The organism is Agreia sp. Leaf210, from assembly GCF_001421485.1.
GTDB lineage: Bacteria > Actinomycetota > Actinomycetes > Actinomycetales > Microbacteriaceae > Agreia.
Genome location: NZ_LMKK01000002.1, coordinates 452,984 through 475,567, shown reverse-complemented (window position 1 = coordinate 475,567; position 22,584 = coordinate 452,984). Strand labels below are relative to the sequence as shown.

The 22,584-nt window shown below is 66.4% G+C and carries 16 protein-coding genes and 1 pseudogene; 7 read left to right on the top strand and 10 right to left on the bottom strand.

What is annotated here, in order from left to right; all coding sequences use genetic code 11:
• Positions 1-20 precede the first annotated feature (20 nt).
• Both ASE64_RS17890 and yczE read right to left on the bottom strand, forming a co-directional pair.
• Entirely contained in the window at positions 21-842 is an 822-nt protein-coding gene (locus tag ASE64_RS17890) for a peptidylprolyl isomerase (RefSeq protein ID WP_082466002.1), read from the bottom strand.
• Entirely contained in the window at positions 817-1,476 is a 660-nt protein-coding gene (yczE, locus tag ASE64_RS08270) for a membrane protein YczE (RefSeq protein ID WP_055778656.1), read from the bottom strand. The genes ASE64_RS17890 and yczE overlap by 26 nt, the downstream gene beginning before the upstream one ends.
• 61 nt (positions 1,477-1,537) lie before the next feature.
• Here yczE and yczR point away from each other — a divergent pair, with 61 nt between their 5' ends.
• A complete protein-coding gene (yczR, locus tag ASE64_RS08265; RefSeq protein ID WP_055778653.1) occupies positions 1,538-2,974 on the top strand; it encodes a MocR-like transcription factor YczR in 1,437 nt (478 codons plus the stop codon).
• Between the two features lie 45 nt (positions 2,975-3,019).
• Here the strand turns inward: yczR and ASE64_RS08260 are convergent, their stop codons facing one another.
• Positions 3,020-3,376, bottom strand: coding sequence for a hypothetical protein (locus ASE64_RS08260; protein WP_156351718.1), 357 nt, complete (start codon positions 3,374-3,376; stop codon positions 3,020-3,022).
• Between the two features lie 160 nt (positions 3,377-3,536).
• Between ASE64_RS08260 and ASE64_RS08255 the strand changes: the two genes are divergently transcribed.
• The 3 genes and pseudogenes from ASE64_RS08255 to ASE64_RS08245 all read left to right on the top strand — a co-directional run bounded on the left by ASE64_RS08255 (position 3,537) and on the right by ASE64_RS08245 (position 9,944).
• A complete protein-coding gene (locus ASE64_RS08255; RefSeq protein WP_055778648.1) occupies positions 3,537-6,797 on the top strand; it encodes an efflux RND transporter permease subunit in 3,261 nt (1,086 codons plus the stop codon).
• Positions 6,798-6,916: 119 nt separating this feature from the next.
• Complete coding sequence (locus tag ASE64_RS08250) at positions 6,917-7,375, top strand: DUF805 domain-containing protein (protein ID WP_055779827.1); 459 nt, start codon at positions 6,917-6,919, stop codon at positions 7,373-7,375.
• A 366-nt stretch (positions 7,376-7,741) separates the two neighbouring features.
• A pseudogene (locus ASE64_RS08245) lies at positions 7,742-9,944 on the top strand (DEAD/DEAH box helicase).
• A gap of 144 nt (positions 9,945-10,088) precedes the next feature.
• On the opposite strand, the gene ASE64_RS08240 reads toward ASE64_RS08245, so the two are convergent.
• From ASE64_RS08240 to ASE64_RS08210, 7 genes are all read right to left on the bottom strand, one after another.
• Positions 10,089-10,493, bottom strand: coding sequence for a VOC family protein (locus ASE64_RS08240; protein WP_055778645.1), 405 nt, complete (start codon positions 10,491-10,493; stop codon positions 10,089-10,091).
• Positions 10,494-10,498: 5 nt separating this feature from the next.
• Positions 10,499-12,559 carry an ABC transporter ATP-binding protein gene (locus tag ASE64_RS08235; RefSeq protein WP_055778642.1) on the bottom strand — a complete coding sequence of 687 codons (2,061 nt, stop codon included), beginning with the start codon at positions 12,557-12,559 and terminating at the stop codon, positions 10,499-10,501.
• Positions 12,559-14,295, bottom strand: a complete 1,737-nt coding sequence (locus ASE64_RS08230) for an ABC transporter ATP-binding protein (protein ID WP_055778639.1) — start codon at positions 14,293-14,295, stop codon at positions 12,559-12,561. Before ASE64_RS08230 ends, ASE64_RS08235 begins: the two co-directional genes overlap by 1 nt.
• 117 nt (positions 14,296-14,412) lie before the next feature.
• A complete protein-coding gene (locus ASE64_RS08225) occupies positions 14,413-15,231 on the bottom strand; it encodes an energy-coupling factor transporter transmembrane component T (RefSeq protein ID WP_082466000.1) in 819 nt (272 codons plus the stop codon).
• Positions 15,228-16,997: an ABC transporter ATP-binding protein gene (locus ASE64_RS08220; RefSeq protein WP_055778636.1), complete on the bottom strand. Its 1,770-nt coding sequence runs from the start codon at positions 16,995-16,997 to the stop codon at positions 15,228-15,230. The genes ASE64_RS08225 and ASE64_RS08220 overlap by 4 nt, the downstream gene beginning before the upstream one ends.
• Positions 16,994-17,560 carry an ECF transporter S component gene (locus ASE64_RS08215; RefSeq protein WP_055778633.1) on the bottom strand — a complete coding sequence of 189 codons (567 nt, stop codon included), beginning with the start codon at positions 17,558-17,560 and terminating at the stop codon, positions 16,994-16,996. The genes ASE64_RS08220 and ASE64_RS08215 overlap by 4 nt, the downstream gene beginning before the upstream one ends.
• Positions 17,561-17,621: 61 nt before the next feature.
• Entirely contained in the window at positions 17,622-18,515 is an 894-nt protein-coding gene (locus ASE64_RS08210; RefSeq protein WP_055778630.1) for an EamA family transporter, read from the bottom strand.
• A gap of 74 nt (positions 18,516-18,589) precedes the next feature.
• Here ASE64_RS08210 and recQ point away from each other — a divergent pair, with 74 nt between their 5' ends.
• The 3 genes from recQ to ASE64_RS08195 all read left to right on the top strand — a co-directional run bounded on the left by recQ (position 18,590) and on the right by ASE64_RS08195 (position 22,573).
• Positions 18,590-20,623: a DNA helicase RecQ gene (gene recQ, locus ASE64_RS08205; RefSeq protein ID WP_200920160.1), complete on the top strand. Its 2,034-nt coding sequence runs from the start codon at positions 18,590-18,592 to the stop codon at positions 20,621-20,623.
• A 71-nt stretch (positions 20,624-20,694) separates the two neighbouring features.
• A complete protein-coding gene (locus tag ASE64_RS08200) occupies positions 20,695-21,405 on the top strand; it encodes a lysophospholipid acyltransferase family protein (protein ID WP_055778628.1) in 711 nt (236 codons plus the stop codon).
• Between the two features lie 40 nt (positions 21,406-21,445).
• Complete coding sequence (locus ASE64_RS08195; RefSeq protein ID WP_082465998.1) at positions 21,446-22,573, top strand: AI-2E family transporter; 1,128 nt, start codon at positions 21,446-21,448, stop codon at positions 22,571-22,573.
• Positions 22,574-22,584 lie beyond the last annotated feature (11 nt).

The following is a 22,584-nucleotide window of genomic DNA, read 5'->3' as shown; positions in this document are numbered from 1 at the left end:
AGCAGTAGCAGGCGCTGCGACTACTCGAAGCTGACCCCGTCGATCACGGCGGGGTCGGCGGGGGCTCCGTCGCTGGCGCCGCTCTTCGTTCCCTTGTCCGCGATCCCCGTGACCACGTCGAGTCCACCCGTGATGGTGCCGAGCACGGTGTAGCCGCCCGCGGCATCCGACGGGATGGTCGAGTCGTCGTAGACGATGAAGAACTGGCTGCCCATGCTCTCGCCGTCGCCGCCGATGCGGGCCATGGCGAGCGTGCCGGCCGGATAGACGTCGTCTTTCGGCGCATTCTCGATCGGGCCGTAGGAGTAGCCGGGGCCGCCCGTGCCTGTGCCCGTAGGGTCTCCGCACTGCAGCACGTAGATTCCCTGAGTCACGAGGCGGTGGCACGAGGTGCCGTCGAAGAAGCCGTCGTCGCCGAGGGCGAGAAACGACGAGACGGCCTGGGGAGCGGCCGCTCCGTCGAGCGTGACGTCGACGTCCTGGCCGTTGATCGTAATTGTTCCCGTCCAGTCGCGGCCCTCGGCGAGCGAGGGCGACGGCAGTTCGTACACCTCGCTCGTCGAAGCGCCTGAGGGCTCAGGCTCGGCGAGCTGATCGTTCACGGCCGCGATGCCGCCGGTGATGAAGACAGCGATGACGACGATGCCGGCGACGAGCCCGGCGTAGCCGATGGTCACGCCGGCGATGGCGAGTCCGCGGCCGCCTTCTCCTGTGCGCTTGATCTGGCGCAGGGCGAGGTGGCCGGTGATCACGGCGACGAGCGAGAGCACGAACGCCGAGATCAGCGAGACGATCGCCAGGGGATTGGTGCGAGTGCTACCTGGCCGGTACGGGTTGGTCATCGGGGCTCCTCGGTGATGGGGCAGGCTTGGCTGCCGCGGCCAGTCTGCCAGAGCGCACGCCCATCAAGGGGAGGGTGATGTTGCAGAGTGGCCCGATCAGGAGCGCGAACGCCAGCGTTCCCAGCCCGACGTTGCCGCCCAGCAGCCAGCCGATAAGCAGCACGGTGGCCTCGACCCCGAAGCGGCCCACCCAGATGGGCCATCCGAAGCGATTGTGGATGCCGGTCATCAGCCCGTCGCGCGGCCCCGGGCCCATCTGCGCCCCGATGTAGATGCCGCTCGCGACCGCGAGCAGCACGAGACCCGCGGTGAACATGCCGGCCTGAGCCCAAACGTTGGGCATCGCCGGCAGGATCCACAGGCTCAGTTCGATGAAGGGGCCGATGAGAAGAACGTTCAACACGGTGCCGAGTCCGGGTCTCTGCCGCAACGGGATCCACAGCAGAAGCACGAGCCCGCCGATGATGTTCGTGAGCAGGCCGAACCCCAGGCCGGTCTGAACCACCAGTCCCTGGGCGAAGACCGTCCACGGATCGACGCCGAGGGCTGCTCGGATCATCAGGGCGTCGGCGAAGGCGTACAACGCGAGACCGGAGATGAGGCGAGCAAGGCGGCGGGTGAACGAGAAGGTCATTCATGAATCCAATTGCAGAATTGGCTTTAGATCAAGAAGCCAATCTGGCTAAAGTGGTCGCATGTCTGACGCGCTCCTCGGTACCCGTGCACTGCGCTCCCTCCTCGGCGACTGGAAAGACGGCGGCGGACCCCTGTACCAGGCGCTGTTCGACCGCATCCGGCTTCTCGTGCTCGACGGACGCATTCCCGCCGGAACGCGGCTCCCCGCCGAACGGGAACTGGCTCAGGCGCTCGAGGTGAGCAGAACGCTGGTCACGAGCGCGTACCGCGAGCTACGCGAGGGCGGTTACACCACGAGTGTCCGAGGGTCTGGCAGTGTGACCCGGGTGCCCGGCCGGGCGAGCCTCGCCGTCGACGCCGGGGGAGCCTTCCTCGATTTCACCAAGGCGGTGATGCCGGCGAGCCCCGGCATCGCCCTGGCGACGCAGCAATCGATGGAGGACTTCGGTCGTTATCTTCAGGGCCCCGGCTACAACTTCGAGGGGATTCCCGAACTGCGCGACGCCGTGGCCGCCCGCTACACGACGCGCGGCCTGCCCACCACGCGGGACCAGGTGCTCGTGACCACCGGGGCTCAGGCCGCGATCGCCCTGCTGTCGCGCGTCCTCCTCGGTCGCGGCGACCGCGCCCTCGTCGAGCTGCCGAGCTACCCGCACGCCTATGAGGCGCTCGCACTGGCAGGGGCGAGGCTCGTGCCGGTGAGCGTCACTCCCGGCGAAGGGTGGGACGAGTCGGCGCTCGAGCAGCTGATGCGCCGCACGACTCCGGCGCTGGGCTACCTCATGCCCGACTTCCACAACCCCACGGGCGAGTCGATGTCTGCCGAGCTGCGCGAGCGCACGATCGATCAGGCCATGAGAGCGGGAACGACTCTCCTCATCGACGAGACGTCGGGAGAGCTCGACATCGACCGCGAGGACAGTCTGCTGCCGTTCGCCTCGTACGCGACACCGGGCGACGAGCGCAGCGTCGTGACGATCGGATCCGTCGGAAAGACCATCTGGGACGGCCTGCGTGTGGGCTGGATTCGTGCGGAACCCGGGCTCATCCGCACGCTCGCCGCAGCCCGACCGGCGAGCGATCTGGGCACCCCTGTTCTCGAGCAACTCATCGTCACACGCATGCTCGACGACATGCCGGCCATTCTCGAGGGCCGCCGCGAACAGCTCAGAGCAGGCCGCGACCGACTGCAGCAGATCGTCGACGAGAGCTTTCCCTCGTGGAGCGCACCCCCGGTGGCCGGCGGCATCGCGAGCTGGGTCTCGCTCGGCTCGCCCGTCTCGTCGCAGCTCGCGCTGGCGGCGCGCGCCGAGGGGCTGCTCATCACGGCCGGCCCACGATTCGGGCTCGACGGCGCCCTCGAGCGATTTCTGCGCATCCCGCTCGGCAACCCGACGGCGCAACTCGAACAGGGTATGGATGCGCTGGGCCGGGCCTGGCAGGCGATCATGCGCAACCCCGTTCCCGGGGCCCAGGTGTTCGGCGACGTGGCCTGACGTTCAGACGTCGGCCGCGTCAGGCGGCGTCAGACGCTGGACGCCTCAGGCCAGCGGCGGATTCGGGACCTCGGTCGGGTCGTCGAGGTCGGGGTAGTCCGAGGTGTTGCTCGATGCGACCGGTCGAGGTGCCTGCAGATGAGCGGTCCTGTCGCTGATCTTCTGCACGAGGCCGAGGTCGATCGGGTCTTCGGTCGCGGTGTCGACCTCTTCGACGATGAACTGGCTCGCTGGACCGAGCAGCAACTGCGTGTGGACGAGCGTGCCGGCGTCGTTGATACTGGGCACGTCGAGGGTGTCGCTGGATTCCTGTCGTGCGAGCTCGCTCGCGTATTCGAGGATGGCATCCGCCACTTGGTCGCCGGTAACGACGGCGCCGCCGCTGTAGAGGATACGTTTCATGCTCTGATCTTCGCCGGGATCGTTCAGTGCCACAACGCCTTGCGCCGCGGACCTGTTCGCCGTAAGCATGGCCTCGCGGGTGCGGCTGGAACGACGCCGGATGTCATAGTTGAGACAGCTCGCGAAACGGTCGCCGCGCCGCTCGACAGAAGGTATCCCTGTGCATTTTCTCGCCATTCTCAGCATGAAGAACCGTGCGTTGATCGCGCTCGTCACGATTGTGGCGGCCGTGTTCGGCGGTCTCGCGCTGACGAGCCTGAAGCAGGAGCTCATTCCGTCGATCGAGTTTCCGCAGCTCGCCGTGCTGACGAACTACCCCGGAGCGTCGCCCGAGGTCGTCAACGACGATGTCTCGGTTCCGATCGAGACGGCCATTCAGGGCGTCGCTGGCATCGAGACGACGACGGCCACGTCGAGCACGAATCTCTCGATCATCAGCGCCACCTTCACGTACGGCACCAATCTGGCGACCGCTGAGCAGAAGATCAACCAGGCGATCAACCGCATCAAGGCGACCCTGCCCGAAGACCTCGATCCCCAGGTTCTCTCCGGCGGCATCGACGACTTCCCCGTCGTGCAGATCGCCGTGACCCCGGCGGATGGCAGCACAGACACGAAGGCGCTCGCGGCACTGATCCGGTCGAACACGCTGCCGGACATCACCGACGTGGCCGGTGTGCGTGACGCGCAGCTGGTGGGAGACATCGGTCAGCGCGTGACGATCAAGCCCGACACGACGAAGCTGGCCGCGGCCGGCCTGTCGACACAGGCGATCCGGGATGCCGTCAAGAACAACGGGCTGCTCATTCCGGCGGGCTCGCTCACCGAAGACGACAAGACCCTGTCTGTGCAGGCCGGAGCGAAGCTCACGAGCGTCGCCGACATCCAGGGCCTGCCGCTCGGGGCGACGCCGAAGCCGGAAGGCGGTGTCTACACGATCGCCGACGTGGCGTCCGTGGCGCTGACCGACAACCCGGTCACGTCGATCTCGAGGGTAGACGGCAAGCCCGCGCTCACCATCGCCATCACGAAGCTGCCGGCCGCGAACACGGTCGAGGTCTCGAACGCGGTTCAAGACCTGCTTCCGAAGCTCAAGACCGCTCTCGACGGCGCCACCTTCACGGTGGTGTTCGACCAGGCGCCCTACATCCAGCAGTCGATCCAGGCGCTCACCGAGGAGGGGCTGCTCGGTCTCTTCTTCGCCGTCGTGGTGATCCTCGTGTTTCTGCTGTCGATCCGGTCGACGCTCGTCACGGCGATCTCCATCCCCACCTCGCTGCTCATCACCTTCATCGGCCTGCAGACCGCGGGCTACTCGCTGAACATCCTCACCCTCGGCGCGCTCACCATCGCCATCGGCCGTGTGGTCGACGACTCCATCGTGGTGATCGAGAACATCCGAAGGCATCTGGCCTCACCCGAGGGTGTGGCCCGCATGCAGGGCGGCAGTGACCGGGCGGGGGCCGCGCGAGCCGCCATCATCGTCGAGGCCGTTCGCGAGGTGGCCGGCGCCATCACCGCGTCGACGATCACGACGGTGGCCGTGTTCCTTCCGATCTCCTTCGTCGAGGGAACCACGGGCGAGCTGTTCCGGCCCTTCGCGCTCACCGTCACCATCGCGTTGCTCGCCTCCCTCGTGGTCGCGCTCACGATCGTGCCCGTGCTCGCCTACTGGTTCCTTCGCTCACGCAAGGCGAAGAGTCACGCGCACGCCGTCGCATCCGCCCCTGTCGCGCCGGTCGATCCGGCCACAGGGCTCGAGTCTCGTCGTGCCCGCCGTCAGGAGCAGGTGGTCGCGGAGGAGGAGAAGCCGTCTGCACTGCAGAAGCGCTACCTGCCGATTCTCGAGGCCACGCTGAAGCGGCCGGTCATCACCCTCGTGTCGGCTGGGCTGCTGCTCATCCTCACGCTCGGTCTCACCCCGTTCATGAAGACCAACTTCCTCGGTTCGAGTGGCCAGAACACCCTGACCGTCACGCAGACGGTGCCCGTCGGCACGAGCCTGGATGCGCAGAACACGGCCGCCCAGACGGTCGAGAAGGCGCTGCTCGGCATCAAGGGAATCGAGACGGTGCAGCTCAGCATCGGTTCGAGCGGCTCCGCGCTGCGCGACGCCTTCGTCGGCGGGGGAGCGGGGGCGATCACCTACTCGATCACCACGGATGAGAGCGCCGACCAGGACGCGCTCGCCGAGACCGTGCGCTCGACGCTCGAGAAGACGAGCGACGCCGGCGACATCCAGGTGGCGGCGTCGGCCGGGCTCGGAACGTCGAGTGACATCGCTGTCGACGTGACCGCGACCAGTGCGGAAGATCTACAGAAGGCATCCGATGCCATTCTGGCAAAGGTCTCGAAGCTCGATGCGATCACGCAGAGCGAGAGCAACCTCAGCAACTCGAGGCCCTACATCGCTGTGGCCGTCGATCGGGTCAAGGCTGCTTCGGCCGGGCTCAGCGAGACCGTCGTGGGTGGCATCGTGTCGCAGGCGATGCAACCGCAGACCCTCGGCACGATCTTCATCGACAACACCAGCTACACGATGTACATCCAGTCGCAGACCTCGCCGGCAACGGTCGCAGACCTCGCCGCGCTACAGATTCCCAGTGCGGCAGGCCTGGTTCGCCTCGATTCGGTCGCGTCGGTCGCGACCGTCGACGGGCCGGCCTCGATCACGACGGTCAAGGGAGTTCGCACCGCCACGATCACGGCGACGCCGGCGAGTGACAACCTCGGCACCGCAAGCGCGGAGGTGCAGGCGGCGGTGAACGACACCAAGCTCCCCGCGGGGGCCACTGCCACTCTCGGCGGCGTGACCAGCGACCAGGGCGATGCCTTCAGCCAGTTGGGAATCGCCCTGCTGGTCGCGATCCTCATCGTCTATGTCGTGATGGTGGCGACGTTCCGAAGCCTGCTGCAGCCGGTGCTCCTCCTCGTGTCGGTGCCCTTCGCGGCGACGGGAGCGATCATCCTGCAGCTCGTGTCGGGAATCCCGCTCGGCGTGCCCTCGATCATCGGTGTGCTGATGCTCATCGGAATCGTCGTGACGAACGCCATCGTGCTCATCGACCTGGTGAACCAGTACCGCGAGAAGGGGCGCACCGTGCGCGAGGCGCTGATCGACGGTGCGAGCCGCAGGCTTCGGCCGATTCTCATGACGGCGCTCGCCACGATCTTCGCACTGCTGCCCATGGCGGTGGGGCTCACCGGTCACGGCGGCTTCATCTCGCAGCCACTCGCGCTCGTGGTCATCGGCGGGCTGGTCTCGTCGACCGTGCTCACGCTGCTCGTGCTCCCAGTGCTGTACTCGGTGGTCTACGGATGGCTCGAGCGACGCAAGGTGCGCCGCATCGAACGCGAAGAGGGAGACGGCGCCGGTGCGCCCGGAGTGCGGAGGATGAGCGACCCCGCCGTCGTCGAGTAATCAGTGGTCGTCCTGAACGGGGAGCGACGCGCGACGTAACAACCGATGATCTTGTATCGGATGACCCGAGTGTTCCCTAGGATCATGATCAATTCTCGTCGAATCCACAGGAGCACATGATGACCACGCCTCAGGCCGGATACTCCGGCGCCGTCCCCCTTTCGGCTCCGCTCTACGGAGCCTCGCTTCCCGACGCCGTTCGCCGCTTCTTCAAGAAGTACGCCACGTTCACGGGTCGCGCGAGCCTCAGTGAGTACTGGTGGTGGTACCTGGTGTCGCTGATCGTCACCGGCGTGCTTCAGTTGCTCGCCCTGGTCACCGGTGGTGCAGGCGGCGTCGCCGCTGACGGAACGTATCAGGGCCCCGGTGCCGGCTACGTGATCTTCAGTATCCTGACTCTGATCTGGGCTCTCGCCACGATCGTTCCGTCGATCGCTGTCCTCGTCCGCCGTCTCCACGATGCCAACTTCTCCGGCTTCTTCGTCTTTTTGGCCCTGGTGCCCATCGTGGGTGGAATCATCGTTCTGATTCTCACGATCCTGCCCTCCAAGCCCGAGGGTGCGCGCTTCGACGCGTAGTCGACTTTCAGCACCGAACGACGTGCGAGGCTCCCTCGGGGGCCTCGCACGTTCGCGTTCACGGGGCCGATCCGAGAGAAGCGAGTGACAAAGAGCGTCGCGACGTGTAACGTTTACAGGTCGGCTCTAGACACCGCGATTTTATCGCGGAAGGGTTTGTAAGTCTGGTGGGCCGGTTTTCCTTTGTCAGTGTATGGACGCACTGACCAGCGGTCATTCGTGTCGTATACGAATATCCCCGTTGCTCACAAGGAATTGTCAACGTATGACACGGCCCCGGACTGAAGATATTCCGGGTTCTAGCGAAGTTACAACCAATTCCGGTTGTCGTTTTGCCATGCAATCTAATAAAACCCGGAAAGTACCATGCCTAAAACCAACAAATCCGGCGGATTCAAGCCTGCCAAGAACTACGTGCCGAACGGTTCGAAGTCGGGAAGCAAGTCGCCCGGCCACCGCGGCTACCAGGCCGCGCCCGCATCCGGTGCGCCCAAGAAGGCCCGCTGGAACGCCGATGAGCGCGCCGCTCGCTCCTCGGAGCGCCCCGCCTACAGCAACACCGAGCGCCCCTCGTACGGCGACCGCCCGCAGCGTTCGGAGCGTCCGTCCTACGGTGACCGTCCGCAGCGCAGYAATGACCGTCCGTCGTATGGTGACCGTCCGGCTCGCACCGAGCGTCCTTCTTACGGTGACCGTCCGCAGCGTTCAGAGCGTCCTTCGTATGGTGACCGTCCGTCCGGCTCGCACCGAGCGTCCTTCTTACGGTGACCGTCCGCAGCGTTCAGAGCGTCCTTCGTATGGTGACCGTCCGCAGCGCAGTAATGACCGTSCKTCGTAYGGTGACCGTCCGGCTCGCACCGAGCGTCCGTCCTACGGTGACCGTCCGCAGCGTTCAGAGCGTCCCTCGTACGGTGACCGCCCGCAGCGCAGCAATGACCGTCCTTCGTATGGAGACCGCACCGAGCGTCCTTCCTTCGGTGACCGTCCTCAGCGTTCAGAGCGTCCCTCGTATGGTGACCGTCCGCAGCGCAGCAACGACCGTCCTTCCTATGGTGACCGTCCGGCACGCACCGAGCGTCCGTCCTACGGTGACCGTCCGCAGCGTTCAGAGCGTCCCTCGTACGGTGACCGCCCGCAGCGCAGCAATGACCGTCCCTCCTATGGAGACCGCACCGAGCGTCCTTCGTACGGTGACCGCCCGGCTCGCACCGAGCGCCCTTCGTACGGTGACCGCCCCGCACGCACTGAGCGCCCGTCGTATGGTGACCGTCCGCAGCGCAGCAACGACCGCGGTTCGGACTTCTACCCGAAGCGCGACGACCGCCCCTCCGCCGGACACGCGCCGGTAGACGACGTCGTGCTCGAGCGCCTCGAAGCGCAGGCCACGACGGCCGTCGAGGTCGAGGGAGTCTCGTTCAAGGACCTGGGTCTCGGCGACAACATCGAGCGCCAGCTCCAGTCGATGGGAGCGCTCAGCCCGTTCCCGATCCAGGCTGCGACCATCCCCGACGTGCTCGCCGGAAAAGACGTGCTCGGTCGCGGAAAGACCGGCTCCGGCAAGACCATCGCCTTCGGCGCACCGGTCGTCGAGCGTCTGATGGAGAACGGTGGAGCCAAGGGCCGCAAGCCCGGCCGTCTTCCCCGCGCCCTCATCCTGGCCCCGACCCGCGAGCTCGCCATGCAGATCGACCGCACGGTGCAGCCCATCGCTCGGGCCGTAGGCCTGAACACCACCACGGTGTTCGGTGGCGTACCGCAGTTCAAGCAGGTCTCGGCACTGCAGCGCGGAACCGACATCATCATCGCGACCCCCGGCCGTCTCGAGGACCTCGTGGAGCAGGGCCGTCTCGACCTCTCCAAGGTCACCATCACGGTGCTCGACGAGGCCGACCACATGTGCGACCTGGGCTTCCTCGAGCCGGTGCAGCGCATCCTTCGCCTGGTCGCCGACGGCGGACAGCGTCTGCTGTTCTCGGCGACGCTCGACAAGGGCGTGGCCCAGCTGGTGAACGAGTTCCTCGTGAACCCCGCCGTGCACGAGGTCGCCGGTGAAGACCAGGCCTCCTCCACGATCGACCACCGCGTGCTGCTCATCGAGCAGCGCGACAAGCGCGAGATCATCCAGCAGCTCGCGTCTGGCCCCGGCAAGACCCTGGTCTTCGCCCGCACCCGTGCCTTCGCCGAGGAGCTGGCCGACCAGCTCGACGACGCCGGCATCCCGGCTACCAGCCTGCACGGCGACCTCAACCAGTCGCGCCGCACCCGCAACCTGCAGCTGCTCACCAGCGGCCGGGTCAACGTGCTGGTCGCGACCGATGTGGCCGCCCGCGGTATTCACGTCGACGACATCAACCTGGTCATCCAGGCTGACGCGCCCGACGAGTACAAGACCTACCTGCACCGCTCCGGCCGCACCGGCCGCGCGGGCAAGAAGGGCATGGTCATCACGCTCATCAACCGTTCGCGCCAGCGTCGTATGGATGAGCTGCTCGGCCGCGCGGAGATCCGTGCTAACACCGTGAACGCCCGCCCGGGCGACCAGTTGCTCGACGATCTGCGCAGCGTCTAGTCACTCATCGTGACTGACACGCCGTAATTCCTGCCACAGCGGCAACGCGAAGCGCCCTCATCCTTGCGGATGGGGGCGCTTCGTCGTTGACGCGGATGCGTCACGCGGTATGCCGCGTCAGCGAGCGTCGGGCGGTATGCCGCGTCAGCGAGCGTCGGTCGGGATGAGGGGCTTGGCGGCCCGCACCGCCATCTGCTGCACGGCCCACGAGTTCGCGTCGGGATCGTCGAAGAAGAAGAACGTTCCTCCGTCGCGCTCGGCGTCGAAGACCGTGAGCTCGCTCACCTCGACCCCATTCTCGAGAAGCTGCTCTCTCGCGGCGCTGGCATCGGACACGACGAGCTGCAGGCCCTTCATCGACCCGGGCTCCATCTGGGACATGCCGAGAACGATCGAGCATCCCGAGCCGGGCGGCGTGAGCTGGACGACACGCATCTGCGGCGTCTGGGTATCGTGGTCGAGCACGAAACCCAGTCGATCACGGTAGAAAGCGATCGAGCGCTCGATGTCAGAGACAGGGAGAACGACGACTTCGAGGGTCCAATCCATAGGGGTCACTCTCTTTCAGATGATGGGTCGAGTGGAGAATCGACGGCGGGCTGGCCAGTCGGTTCGTCCTCGCCTCGGAACTGGGTCATGTACAGCGAGTAGTACGCGCCACGCACCTCGAGCAGTTCGTCGTGGCTGCCCTGCTCGACGATGCGACCGCCGTTCATCACGAGGATCGTATCGGCGTCGCGGATGGTCGACAGTCGGTGCGCGATGACGAACGAGGTACGGTCGGTTCGCAGGGCCGCCATGGCGTGCTGCACCAGGAGCTCGGTGCGCGTGTCGACCGACGAGGTGGCCTCATCGAGGATGAGTAGCGATGGATTGGCGATGAACGCACGCGCGATGGTGATGAGCTGCCGCTCGCCCGCAGAGACGCTGCCTCCGTCGGCATCGAGAACGGTGTCATAGCCGAGGGGAAGCTGCCGTACGAACCGGTCGACCATGGTTGCCTGGGCCGCCTCGATCACCTCGTCGTCTGTGGCATCGAGGCGCCCGTAGCGGATGTTCTCGCGGATCGTTCCCTCGAACAGCCACGCGTCTTGCAGAACCATTCCCACGCGCGAGCGCAGAGTGCCCCGAGAGAGCTGGGTGATGTCGACGCCATCGAGCAGGACGCGCCCGCCCGTCAACTCGTAGAAACGCATCACGAGATTGACCAGGGTTGTCTTGCCGGCTCCCGTCGGGCCGACGATCGCGACCGTCTGCCCCGGTTTGGCCTCGAGTGAGAGCGATTCGATGAGCGGCTTCTCGGGGTCGTAGCTGAACGAGACGTCGTCGAAACGAACGTGGCCGTCGGTGCGCGCCGGCAGTTCGGCGGTGACCTCGTCGGGCTGCTGCTCGTCGGCGTCGAGGAGCTCGAAGGTGCGCTCGGCCGATGCCACGCCCGACTGCAACATGTTGGCCATGCCGGCGATCTGCCCCAGAGGCTGCGAGAATTCACGAGAGTACTGGATGAAGGCGGTCGCGTCGCCGAGGGTCATCTGCCCGGATGCGACGCGCAGACCCCCGACGACGGCGATGAGAACGTAGGACAGATAGGACACGAAGGTCATGGCTGGCATGATCATGCCAGAGACGAACTGCGCGCCGAACGATGCGCTGTAGAGCTTCTCGTTGCGTTCGTCGAATTCGTTGACCATCTCTTTGTCGCGGCCGAACACGCGCACCAGTTCGAGACCAGAGAACGACTCCTCGATATGACCGTTCAAGGCGCCCGTGTTCTTCCACTGAGCGGCGAAGAGTTTCTGCGAGCGAGCGCCGATGACGCCCGCGATCACAGCCGAGAGGGGAAGGGCGATCAACGCGATCAGCGCCAGCTGCCACGACACGATGAACATGACGATGACGATGCCGAGCACGGTGAGAGCCGACTGCACGAGCTGAGAGAACGCCTGCTGCAGTGCCGCCTGGATGTTGTCGACGTCGTTCGTCACCCTCGACATGGTGTCGCCGCGCTGCCGGGAGTCGAAGTAGCTCAGGGGGAGTTTGTTGAGCTTGACCTCGATGTCTTGGCGTAGCCGGAAGACCACCCGCATGACGAGGCCGTTGAGCACGTAGCCTTGGGCCCAGTTGAGGGCGGACGCGACGATGTACATCAATAGAACGATGATGATCAAGCGCCCCAGAACAACGAAGTCGATGCCTTGACCGGGAACGATGCTGGACTTCTCGAGCAGATCGGCGAAGTCGCTGTTGCCCGATGCTCGGGTCTCGGCGACGATCTGGGCGAGCGGTACTCCGGCGGGCAGCTGTGAGCCGATGACGCCGTTGAAGATGGTGTCGACCGCCTGGCCGAGGATCTTGGGCGCGATGACCGTGAGGACGACGGAGATGACCACGAGTCCGACGACGATGCTCATCTTGACCCGTTCTGGCCCGAGCAGGCCCATGAGTCGCTTGGCCGACGGCCAGAACTGCTGGGCCTTCTTCGCCGGCGCGCCGCCGAACATGTCGCCGTCGGCCTCTGTCGGTACGAAGTCTCTGTCGAACTCGTCGTCGACGAGTTCGTCGATGGCGGTGGGCGTCTCGTCGGGCGCCGAGCTCTTCTTGGTGTTGCGGGCCATCAGGCCACCCCCTCGACACTCATCTGCGATCCGACGATCTCGCGGTACGTCTCGCTCTCGTCGAGCAGCTCGTCGTGCGTACCACGGGCCACGATCACGCCGTCGTTCACGACGAGGATCTGGTCGGCCGATCGGATGGTCGAGATGCGCTGCGCGACGATGATCACGGTCGCTCCCCGCGTGGCCTCGAACAGGGCCTGCCGCAGTCGTGCGTCGGTCGCGACGTCGAGCGCCGAGAACGAGTCGTCGAACAGATAGACCTGCGGATCGGCGACGAGCGCCCGAGCGATGCAGAGACGTTGTCGCTGGCCGCCGGACACGTTCGTGCCGCCCTGCGAGATGGGATCGTCGAGACCCTTCTCTTTCGCTCTCACGAAGTCTTCGCCCTGGGCGACCCGCAGGGCCTGCCACAGCTCGTCGTCGCTCGCGTCAGGCCGCCCGAATCGCAGGTTGGATGCGATGGTGCCCGAGAACAGGTAGGGCTTCTGCGGCACGAGGCCGACGAGGCGGGCGATCTGGCGCCGGTCGAGGTCGGCGACGCGAACGCCGTCAATGGTGATGCTGCCTGACTGCGCGTCGTACAGGCGCGGGATCAGGTTGAGCATCGTGGTCTTGCCGGCTCCCGTGGAGCCGACGATCGCCGTGGTCTTGCCCGGCTCGGCGACGAAGGAGACACGATCGAGCACGGGGCGCTCGGCTCCCGGGTACCCGAACGTGACGTCGCTGAACTCGACACGGCCGACGGTGGGAACGACCGGCGCCGGCCGAGAAGGCACAGCCATGCTCGGGTCGGTGGAGAGGACTTCGGTGATGCGCTCGGCGCAGACGACTGCCCGGGGGATCATCATGACCATGAAGACACCCATCATGACGGCGGTGAGAATCTGCAGCAGGTATTGGAGGAACGCGGTGAGCGACCCCACCTGGATGTCGCCTGCGTCGACCCGCTGCCCGCCGAACCAGAGCACGGCGGCGGTGGCGAGGTGCAGGATCATCATGATGACGGGGAACATCAGCACGAAGATGTTGCCGACCTTGATCGAGACCACGGTGATGGCCTCGTTGGCGCGCTGATAGCGCTCGGACTCGAACGGCTCGCGCACGAAGGCCCGCACCACACGGATGCCCATGATCTGCTCGCGCAGCACGCTGTTGATTCCGTCGATGCGGTCTTGCATCAGACGGAACAGGGGGAGGAGGAGGAAGACGAGGAACCCGACGATGATGAAGAGCAGAGGCACCGAGACCCAGACGAGCCACGAGAGGCCAGCGTCTTCGCGCAGCGCGAAGATGATTCCTCCGATGCACATGATGGGCGTCGAGACCATGAAGTTGAGCATCATCAGCACCAGCATCTGCACCTGCTGCACGTCGTTCGTGCCGCGGGTGATGAGCGTGGCGGTGCCGAATTTCGCCACGTCGATGGCTCCGAGGGAATCGACCTTACGGTAGATCTCGCGCCGCAGATCGCGGCCGACCGCCATGGCCGTTCGCGCGCCGAAGTAGATGCCCGCGATGGCGGTGACCACCTGAACGAGGCAGGCGACGATCATGGTCATTCCGGTCGACCAGATGAAGTCGGTGTCGCCCGTCGAGACGCCCTTGTCGATGATCTGGGCGTTGAGGCTGGGCAGATAGAGCGCCGCGAGCGTGGAGATGAATTGGAAGACGACGACCGCCACGACCCATGCCGTGTAGGGCTTGAGGTGGTGGAGGACCAGGCGGACGAGTTGCACGGGGGTTCCTCACGATGACGACAGGAGCGAAGGCTGTGTGCGTCAATCGTAGGAGGCACCGGTGACGCTCGATGAGAACGGTATTCCTAGTTGGAACAATTCACAAGAGTGTCATGGTCACAGCACGATGACGACCGCGGTCAGCGCCCAGAATGCGGCGATGAAGATCCAGTCTCGCGCGCGGAACGCGATCGTATAGCGCTCCGTTCGGGTCGGATGCGCGCCGAACGCTCGCGAGTCCATGGCCAACGCCACACGCTCAGCGTGCCTGATCGCCCCCGCCAGCAGCGGAACGACGTAGCCGGCCGTTCGGGCGACCGCCGCGATCGGGCCTCGCCCATCCGAGATACCCCGAACCCGATGCGCCTGCCTGATCACGTCGAGCTCGTGGCCGAAGCGCGGCACGAAGCGGAACGCGGCGAGAGCCGTGTAGCCGAGACGATAGGGCACGCGGAGCTGCTGCACGAGAGAGCGCACCAGGTCGGGACCGGTCGATGTCAATCCGCCGACAAGCGCGAGCAGCACGATCGCTGCCAGTCGAAGGGCCGTGGCCAGGCCGATGAGCCAGGCGCCGATCGTGAAGCGCACCGGCCCGGCCTCGATGAGCACGGGGGAGTCGCTGACCAGCGAAGGATCCGCCCAGATACCGAAGCTCACCGACATGACGACGATGATCAGGGGGATGCCCGCCACGAGCAGCAGCACCGTTCGAGCCCGCAGATGCGCCCCGATCAGGAGCATCAGCAGGGTGACGACGCAGAAGAGCAGGGGCGTCGCGATGTCGCGGGCGAAGAGGAGTAGACCCATTGCGGGCAGGGGCGCCGCGATCTTGGACAGGGGATTGAGGCGATGCAGAAAGCGCACGGGCCCGTAGTCGCGCGGCGCCGCGTAGGGATCGGCCTTCTGGTGCGTCACGGATGCGCTCGCCGCCGTCACGACGGCGCCCCGGCGGGCAGGTCGCCGAGCCGAGTCACGGCTCGCCACTCCGGATGACGCGCGACCTCGCGGAATGCGCGCGCGAGCGGCGGCGTGCGCAACCCGGCCGTCTCGAGCGCGTCGGAGGCCAGCACCGCCGCCGTGGGTCCGAAAGCCGCGACCCGGCCCGAGTCGAGAACAAGAATGTGGCTACTGTGCTCGGCGACCAGCTGAAGATCGTGGGTGACGACCAGCACCGTCGTGCCCTCCGCGTTGAGCGCGTCGAGCAGCGCCAGCAGTTCTGCCGCCCGTGCCCGGTCTTGGCCGAACGTGGGTTCGTCGAGGGCGAGCAGGGGTGCACCGTCGATGAGGGCCGTGCCCACCGAGAGTCGTCTCTTCTGGCCGCCCGACAAGAGAAAGGGGTGCTCGTCGCGCAGCTCCTGCAGCCCGAAGCGGTCGAGCATATTCGACACACGCGTCTCGATGTCTGCGGCGGGTACGGCCTGCAGCTGCGGTCCGTGCGCGAGTTCCTCGGCCACGGTCGCCTTGATGAACTGGTGCTCCGGGTTCTGGAAGACGAAGCCGATGGTGCGTGCGAGCGTTCGGGCGTCGGCCTTGGCGGGGTCGACTCCGAGAACGCGGATGCGCCCGGCCGGAGCGCGGATCACTCCGGCTATCGCCTGCAGCAGCGAGGTCTTGCCTGCGCCGTTCGTGCCAACGATCGCCACGAACGAGCCGCGCTCGATCCTGAGATCGATCCCGTTCAGGATGCGGGTGCGCCCGCGGTCGAGATCGAGTGCGGTCACGAGCACGGCCGGCTCGTCGTCGTCGGCACGGTGCGACGAGCCGACCACAGAACCCGGTACCGGCGCGGCCAACGTGGGCAGGGCATCCTGGGCATCGAGAGCGTCTGTCAGCTCGCGCGGCGTCAACGGCAGCGGGTCGATCGGCACTCCGGCATCGCGCAGGCGCAGCGCCGCGAGCAGCGCCACGGGCAGCCAGACGCCGAGCCGGAGGAGTTCGTCGACCCGGTCGAGGAGGATCTGCCTGGTCGGGCCCTCCATGGCCAGTCGACCCTGGGCGTCGAGCACGATGACGCGGTCGACGAGATCGATGGCGGCGTCGAGGTTGTGTTCGACGAGCACGATCGCGTGCTCGCCGGTCTCGACCAGACGACGCAGAACCGCATAGACCTCCTCGATTCCGGCCGGGTCGAGGTTGGCCGTCGGTTCGTCGAGAACGAGAATGGGCGTCTTCATGGCGAGAGCGCACGCGATCGCGAGACGTTGCCGGCCGCCGCCCGACAGGAGGTCGGGGTTGTCGCCCCTGCGCTCCCACAGGCCCACCTGGCGCAGGCTCTCTTCCGCGCGCGCGAGGACCTCGTCGCGGTCGACGAGCAGATTCTCGGGGCCGAACGCCACCTCGTCGAGCAGCGTGCCCGTGACCATCTGCGAGTCGGGGTCTTGGAAGACCATCGCGACCCGCTCGCTGAGACGCGCGACCGTCTCGTCGGCGGTGCGCATCCCGCCCACCGTCACGGTGCCCGCGAGCTCGGCGGGAACCGCGTGGGGCACCAGACCATTCAGGGCAAGGGCGAGGGTCGACTTGCCGCAGCCCGAGGGCCCGAGCAGAAGCACGACCTCTCCCGGCGCGACATCGAAGGTCACGTCCGACGGTGTCGCCGCCGCGCGACCCTCGTGCCGGATCGACACGGACTGCACGCGCACGATCGGAGCGGTCGCCTCGTCGGTCGTCGGCTCCGGGTGGCCGACGCGGTCGTCGGTCACGCGGCGGGAGTAACGCGTGCGCGCTCTGCTCGCAGGCCGCGCGCCACGCCCGTGCGCACGAGGGCCGCACCCAGCAGCACCGCGATCGCCGTGAAGACGACCGGGGCGACGAAGTACCCGGTCATGAGAATCGCTCCGGAGGAGGCGTCGAGGGCGTCTTCCGCAAGGGTGCGGTACATGCCGGCGGCGCAGACGACTCCGGCCACGATGCCGCCCACGATGAAGAGCCAGGTGTTCCACCGGCGGTACCTCGTGACGAGAAACGACAGCTCTTGGAAAGCGCCGATGGCGATGGCGATGAGCGTCGCCCAGAAACCGATCGGCTGAAGTGGGGCGGTGACAAGCCCGGCGACGGCCGCGGTGAGAAGGGCGACTCCGCCGCGCCTGATAACGTACTGGGCCACGACGCCGGGAAGGAAGTAGACGCCGATCGTGAACCCGTAGAACAGAGGAGCGAGTGCCGCGACGGTGCCGCCTATCCACGCGTTGATCGCGAAGACGAGCCCCCCGGCGACACCGATAGCGGCGCACGTCAGGAGCAGCCGAGTGCTCACGTTTCTCATCAGACCTCCACACGCCAGTTTAGGGCAGGGTAACCAAACTAACCGGCGATCCGGACCTGCCTCAGGCGAGCGACAGCATGCCCGCCGCGGTGATCGCCAGAACGAGCCCGACGACCTGCAGGGGAGCTATGCGTTCCTTGAGCACGATCGCGGCCAGCACGATCGTGCCCGCCGGGTAGAGCGCGACGAGCACGGACATCACGGAGAGTTCTCCGAGTCGGAGCCCGGTCAGAATCAGACCGTTGGCGGCCGCATCGGCGACACCGCACGCCAGGGCGAGCAGAACCGCGGTGCGAACACCGGCCCGCGGAGTCCCGTCGGATGCGGCGGTCTGCCGAGCCGGCGCATCCGATCGCCGCCGCGCGACCATCAGGGTCGTCAGCACGATCACGACCATGATGGCGCCGTTCACGGCTCTGTTGAAGAAGAGGGGTACGAGTCCGGAGTCGGCGGGTGCGACGTCGATGGCGATCAGGAACACACCGATCATGGCGCCGGATCCGATGGCCATGAGAACGCCGCGAAGGCTCGGCCGAACGGCCCCCTTCTCGGGCACGAAGCCCACGAGCACAACGGCGACGAGTGCGAGAGCGATCGCCATGTAGCCGATGGGCCCGAGCGCATCACCGCGAGCCAGCCCGACCGACAGCGGAACGACGGCTGACACGACCGCGGTCAGGGGCGAGAGGATGCTCATGGGCCCGACCGCGAGACAGGCGTAGAGCAACGAGATGCCGATGGCTCCGGAGACTCCCGAGATGCCTCCCCAGAGGGCGGCCTCGGCCGACCAGGCGCCGCCGACGAGCGGGTAGGCGGCGAGCAGCACGGCGAGCCCCGAGAACGCCGCGATGCCGGTGACGGCGAAGGGCGAGATGCGTTTGGAGGCCAGGCCGCCGAGGAAGTCGGCTGCGCCGTAGACGAACGCGCCGACCAGTCCGAACGCTGTGACGAGCATGGACATCGAGCCTACCCGCGTCGCAGAGTGCGCTCGCGGGGTCGGGGTCGGAGAGCCCCGGTAAACTTCGGAGCGTGACGTGGAACGCAGACATCCCCTGGGACCCGGAGGCCGAACCGCCACCACTCGACGAAGAGCCGCCCTACGATCCCTACTATGACGAAGGCCCGGCACCTGCCCTTCGACAGGCTCAGGGAACGCGGGCTCAGGCAACGCAGGCTCAGGGAACGCAGGCTCAAGCAACGGCGACCGAGGCGGCCGACGTCGCCGTCGCCACTCCGGAGACGGCGGTCGAGGCCCTGCAGCGGGTCTTCGGGTACGAGACGTTCCGCGGCGACCAGGCGGCGATCATCCAGAACGTCATCGATGGCGGCGACACTGTCGTGCTCATGCCGACCGGCGGTGGCAAGTCGCTGTGCTACCAGATTCCCTCGCTCGTTCGTCGGGGTACCGGCGTCGTCATCTCGCCTCTGATCGCACTGATGCAGGATCAGGTCGACGCACTCACCGCGGTCGGCGTTCGCGCCGCCTTCCTCAACTCCACTCAGGATGCCGCAGAGCGGGCGCGCGTCGAGAACGCTTACCTGGGCGGGCAGCTCGACCTGCTCTACGTGGCGCCGGAGCGCCTGTCGAACGAGGCGACGAAGCGGTTTCTCGCCCAGGGGGAGATTGCGCTCTTCGCCATCGACGAGGCGCACTGCGTGTCGCAATGGGGGCACGACTTCAGACCCGACTACCTCGCTCTCTCCGAGTTGGCCGAGCGCTGGCCCGACGTTCCCCGCATCGCGCTCACGGCTACGGCGACCGAGACCACGCACGCCGAGATCACCGAGCGCCTCGGAATGCAGCAGGCCAAGCACTTCGTCGCCAGCTTCGACCGGCCGAACATCCGCTACCGCATCGAGAACAAGGGCGAGGTGCGCAAGCAGCTGCTCTCGCTCATCAAGGGCGAGCACCCCACCGACTCGGGCATCGTCTATGCGCTCTCGCGCAACACCGTCGAGAAGACGGCACAGTTCCTGGCCGACAACGGCCTCAAGGCGCTGCCGTATCACGCGGGCCTCGACTCGCGACTCCGGGCGTCCACCCAGTCACGCTTCCTGCGAGAAGACGGCATCATCATCGTCGCCACCATCGCGTTCGGTATGGGTATCGACAAGCCCGACGTGCGCTTCGTCGCCCACGTCGACCTTCCCAAGTCGGTCGAGGGCTACTACCAAGAGACGGGTCGAGCGGGTCGCGACGGACTGCCCTCGACGGCCTGGCTCGCCTATGGGCTCCAAGACGTCGTGCAGCAGCGCCGCATGATCGACGAGTCTCCCGGGGATCTCGCCCACCGCCGACGGCTGTCAGCCCACCTCGACGCGATGCTCGCCCTCTGCGAGACGGTGCACTGTCGTCGGGTCAACCTGCTGGGCTACTTCGGGCAGCAGTCCACTCCGTGCGGAAACTGTGACACGTGCCTCGAGCCGCCCGAATCGTGGGACGGCACTGTCGCAGCGCAGAAGCTCCTCTCGACGGTCGTGCGCCTGCAGCGCGAACGCAATCAGCGATTCGGCGCCGGCCAGCTCATCGACATCTTGCGAGGCAAGGTCACCGACAGGGTCACGCAACTGAATCATCAGAGCCTCTCCACCTGGGGTCTCGGACAGGATCTCAGCGACCAGCAGTGGCGCGGAGTGGTGCGCCAACTCCTTGCCCAGGGCCTGCTCGCCGTGAACGACGACGGCTATGGAACCCTGGTGATCACCGAGGCGAGCGGCGAGGTGCTCGCGGGCCGTCATCCGGTGTCGATGCGTCGAGAAGCCGAACGGGCCGCTCGAAGCGTGCGCTCGTCGGGTTCGTCGAAGTCGAAGGCGGCCACCGCCGAGCTGGCACCGGCCGACCAGGAGTTGTTCGAGAAGCTGCGCGCCTGGCGCGCGGGCGAGGCTCGTGAACAGGGCGTTCCGGCCTACATCGTGTTCGGCGACGCCACGCTGCGGGCCGTTGCCAGCGCGCGCCCCAGCACGCTCGACCAGGCGGGATCCATCAGCGGAATCGGCGAGGCCAAGCTCCAGAAGTACGGAGCCGCGCTGCTCGAGGTCGTCGCGAGCGACGCCATATCCTAATCCGAGCATAGATACACGTCGTATCGCAGAGCATTCCCGTGGAGCTATGAGCGCCCTGCGAGACTGGACGGATGATCACCCTCCTCAGCCGTGCTTTCCTCGCTCCCGTGGCGCGAGCGGTGTACCGGCCCACGGTGATCGGTCGAGACAACGTGCCTCGAACCGGCCGAGTCCTACTCGCGAGCAACCACCTCAGCTTCATCGACAGCGTCGTTCTGACCCTGGTCGCTCCACGCAACGTCTCGTTCCTCGCCAAATCCGACTACTTCACCGGCGAAGGCGCAAAGGGATGGCTAGCGAGGTCGTTCTTCTCTGCCATCGGCGCGGTGCCGGTCGATCGCGGTGCCGGCCAGGCCGCACAAGACGCTCTGGATGCGGGACTCGCGATCCTCGAGCGAGACGAGGCCTTCGCGATCTATCCCGAAGGGACCCGCTCTCGGGACGGTCGGATCTACAAGGGCCGAACCGGCGCTGCCTGGCTCGCCATGAGCTCCGACAGCCTCATCGTGCCTGTCGCGCTGATCGGTACCGAGAAGCTGCAGCCTGTCGGTTCGAAGATTCCCCGGGTGCACAAAGTGTCGGTCGAGTTCGGTCGTCCCATCGACGCGTCGGAGTACGGGCAGGCGAATTCGGCGCGCGCGAGGCGCAAGCTGACCGACGTGCTGATGGAGGACATCCAGCGAATGTCGGGCCAGGAATCGGCCGGCGTATACAACGAGGTTCCCGCCGTGTCGGCCATCGAGAAAGTCAAGCGCGCACTCGGGCGCAACAGACCCTCCTAAGGTGGGGTGAGCGCGCCGAAACGACAAGACGGGGAACCGAATGTTCAACCTCAAGAGACGCCGTACCGCAGCGGTACAGCAGCCCCAGTCCGACATCGTCGTTCCCGGAAGCACGGCGCTTCCGCCTGTGCGGATCAACGCGTTCCGCATCGGCCTGGTCGGCGGGCTCGGAGTGCTCGTCTCGATCCTCATCGGCGGCGTCATCGGGCAGCTCACCACGGTTCTGATCTACGTGGGCGTCGCGCTCTTCCTGGCGCTGGGCCTCGATCCCCTCGTGTCATGGCTCGAGAGGAAGCTCCCTCGCTGGGCTGCGATCATGGTGGTGTTCGCCGGCGTCATTCTCGCCTTCGCCGGGCTCCTCCTCACGATCATTCCCGTGATCGTGGAGCAGATCTCGAATCTCATCGCCAACTTCCCCGACATCGTCAACCGCGTCGTCGACAGCGACTTCGTGAAGACGACGGAACGGCAGCTCTCCGGCGTCGTCGATTTCGACTCGGTCGCCAAGAGCGTGACCGATTTCGTGAGCGATCCGAACAACTTCGTGAACCTGGGCGGCGGCATCCTGGCCGTGGGTGCGGGCGTGGCGAGCGGAGTGACGGGCGCCGTCGTCGTTCTCATCCTCACGCTGTACTTCCTCGCGTCGCTGCGCTCGATCAAGCGCGTCACCTACCGTTTCGTTCCGTCCAGCAAGCGCGCGGGCTTTATCGACGTGTCCGAGGACATCACCTCGGCCGTCGGCCGCTACGTCGTCGGGCAGGTGTCGCTCGCTGCGGTCAACGGCGTGCTGAGCGCGATCTTCCTGTGGATCATCGGCGCCCCGCAATTCGTGCTCCTCGCCTTCATCGCGTTCCTGTTCTCGCTCGTTCCCCTCGTCGGAACGCTCACGGGCTCGATCATCATCGTTCTGACGTGCCTCTTCGCCTCGCCGTTGACCGCTCTCGTCGCCCTCATCTGGTACCTGGTCTACATGCAGGTCGAGGCGTACTTCTTGAGTCCGCGCATCATGAACCGAGCCGTCTCGGTACCTGGGGCGGTGGTCGTGATCGCCGCGGTCGCCGGCGGAACCCTGGGCGGAATCCTCGGTGCGCTCGTCGCGATCCCGGTCGCGGCGTCGACGATCATCATCATCCAGAAGATCGTGTTCCCGCGGCAGGAACAGAAGTAACGGCCGTCTCG

Coding starts and splice junctions, on each gene's coding strand:
- ASE64_RS08240 (WP_055778645.1), bottom strand. CDS start 10,493: ATGGATTGGACCCTCGAAGTCGTCGTTCTCCCTGTCTCTGACATCGAG.
- ASE64_RS08235 (WP_055778642.1), bottom strand. CDS start 12,559: ATGGCCCGCAACACCAAGAAGAGCTCGGCGCCCGACGAGACGCCCACC.
- ASE64_RS08195 (WP_082465998.1), top strand. CDS start 21,446: ATGTTCAACCTCAAGAGACGCCGTACCGCAGCGGTACAGCAGCCCCAG.
- ASE64_RS08260 (WP_156351718.1), bottom strand. CDS start 3,376: ATGAAACGTATCCTCTACAGCGGCGGCGCCGTCGTTACCGGCGACCAA.
- ASE64_RS17890 (WP_082466002.1), bottom strand. CDS start 842: ATGACCAACCCGTACCGGCCAGGTAGCACTCGCACCAATCCCCTGGCG.
- yczE (WP_055778656.1), bottom strand. CDS start 1,476: ATGACCTTCTCGTTCACCCGCCGCCTTGCTCGCCTCATCTCCGGTCTC.
- ASE64_RS08200 (WP_055778628.1), top strand. CDS start 20,695: ATGATCACCCTCCTCAGCCGTGCTTTCCTCGCTCCCGTGGCGCGAGCG.
- ASE64_RS08215 (WP_055778633.1), bottom strand. CDS start 17,560: ATGAGAAACGTGAGCACTCGGCTGCTCCTGACGTGCGCCGCTATCGGT.
- ASE64_RS08250 (WP_055779827.1), top strand. CDS start 6,917: ATGACCACGCCTCAGGCCGGATACTCCGGCGCCGTCCCCCTTTCGGCT.
- yczR (WP_055778653.1), top strand. CDS start 1,538: ATGTCTGACGCGCTCCTCGGTACCCGTGCACTGCGCTCCCTCCTCGGC.
- ASE64_RS08210 (WP_055778630.1), bottom strand. CDS start 18,515: ATGCTCGTCACAGCGTTCGGACTGGTCGGCGCGTTCGTCTACGGCGCA.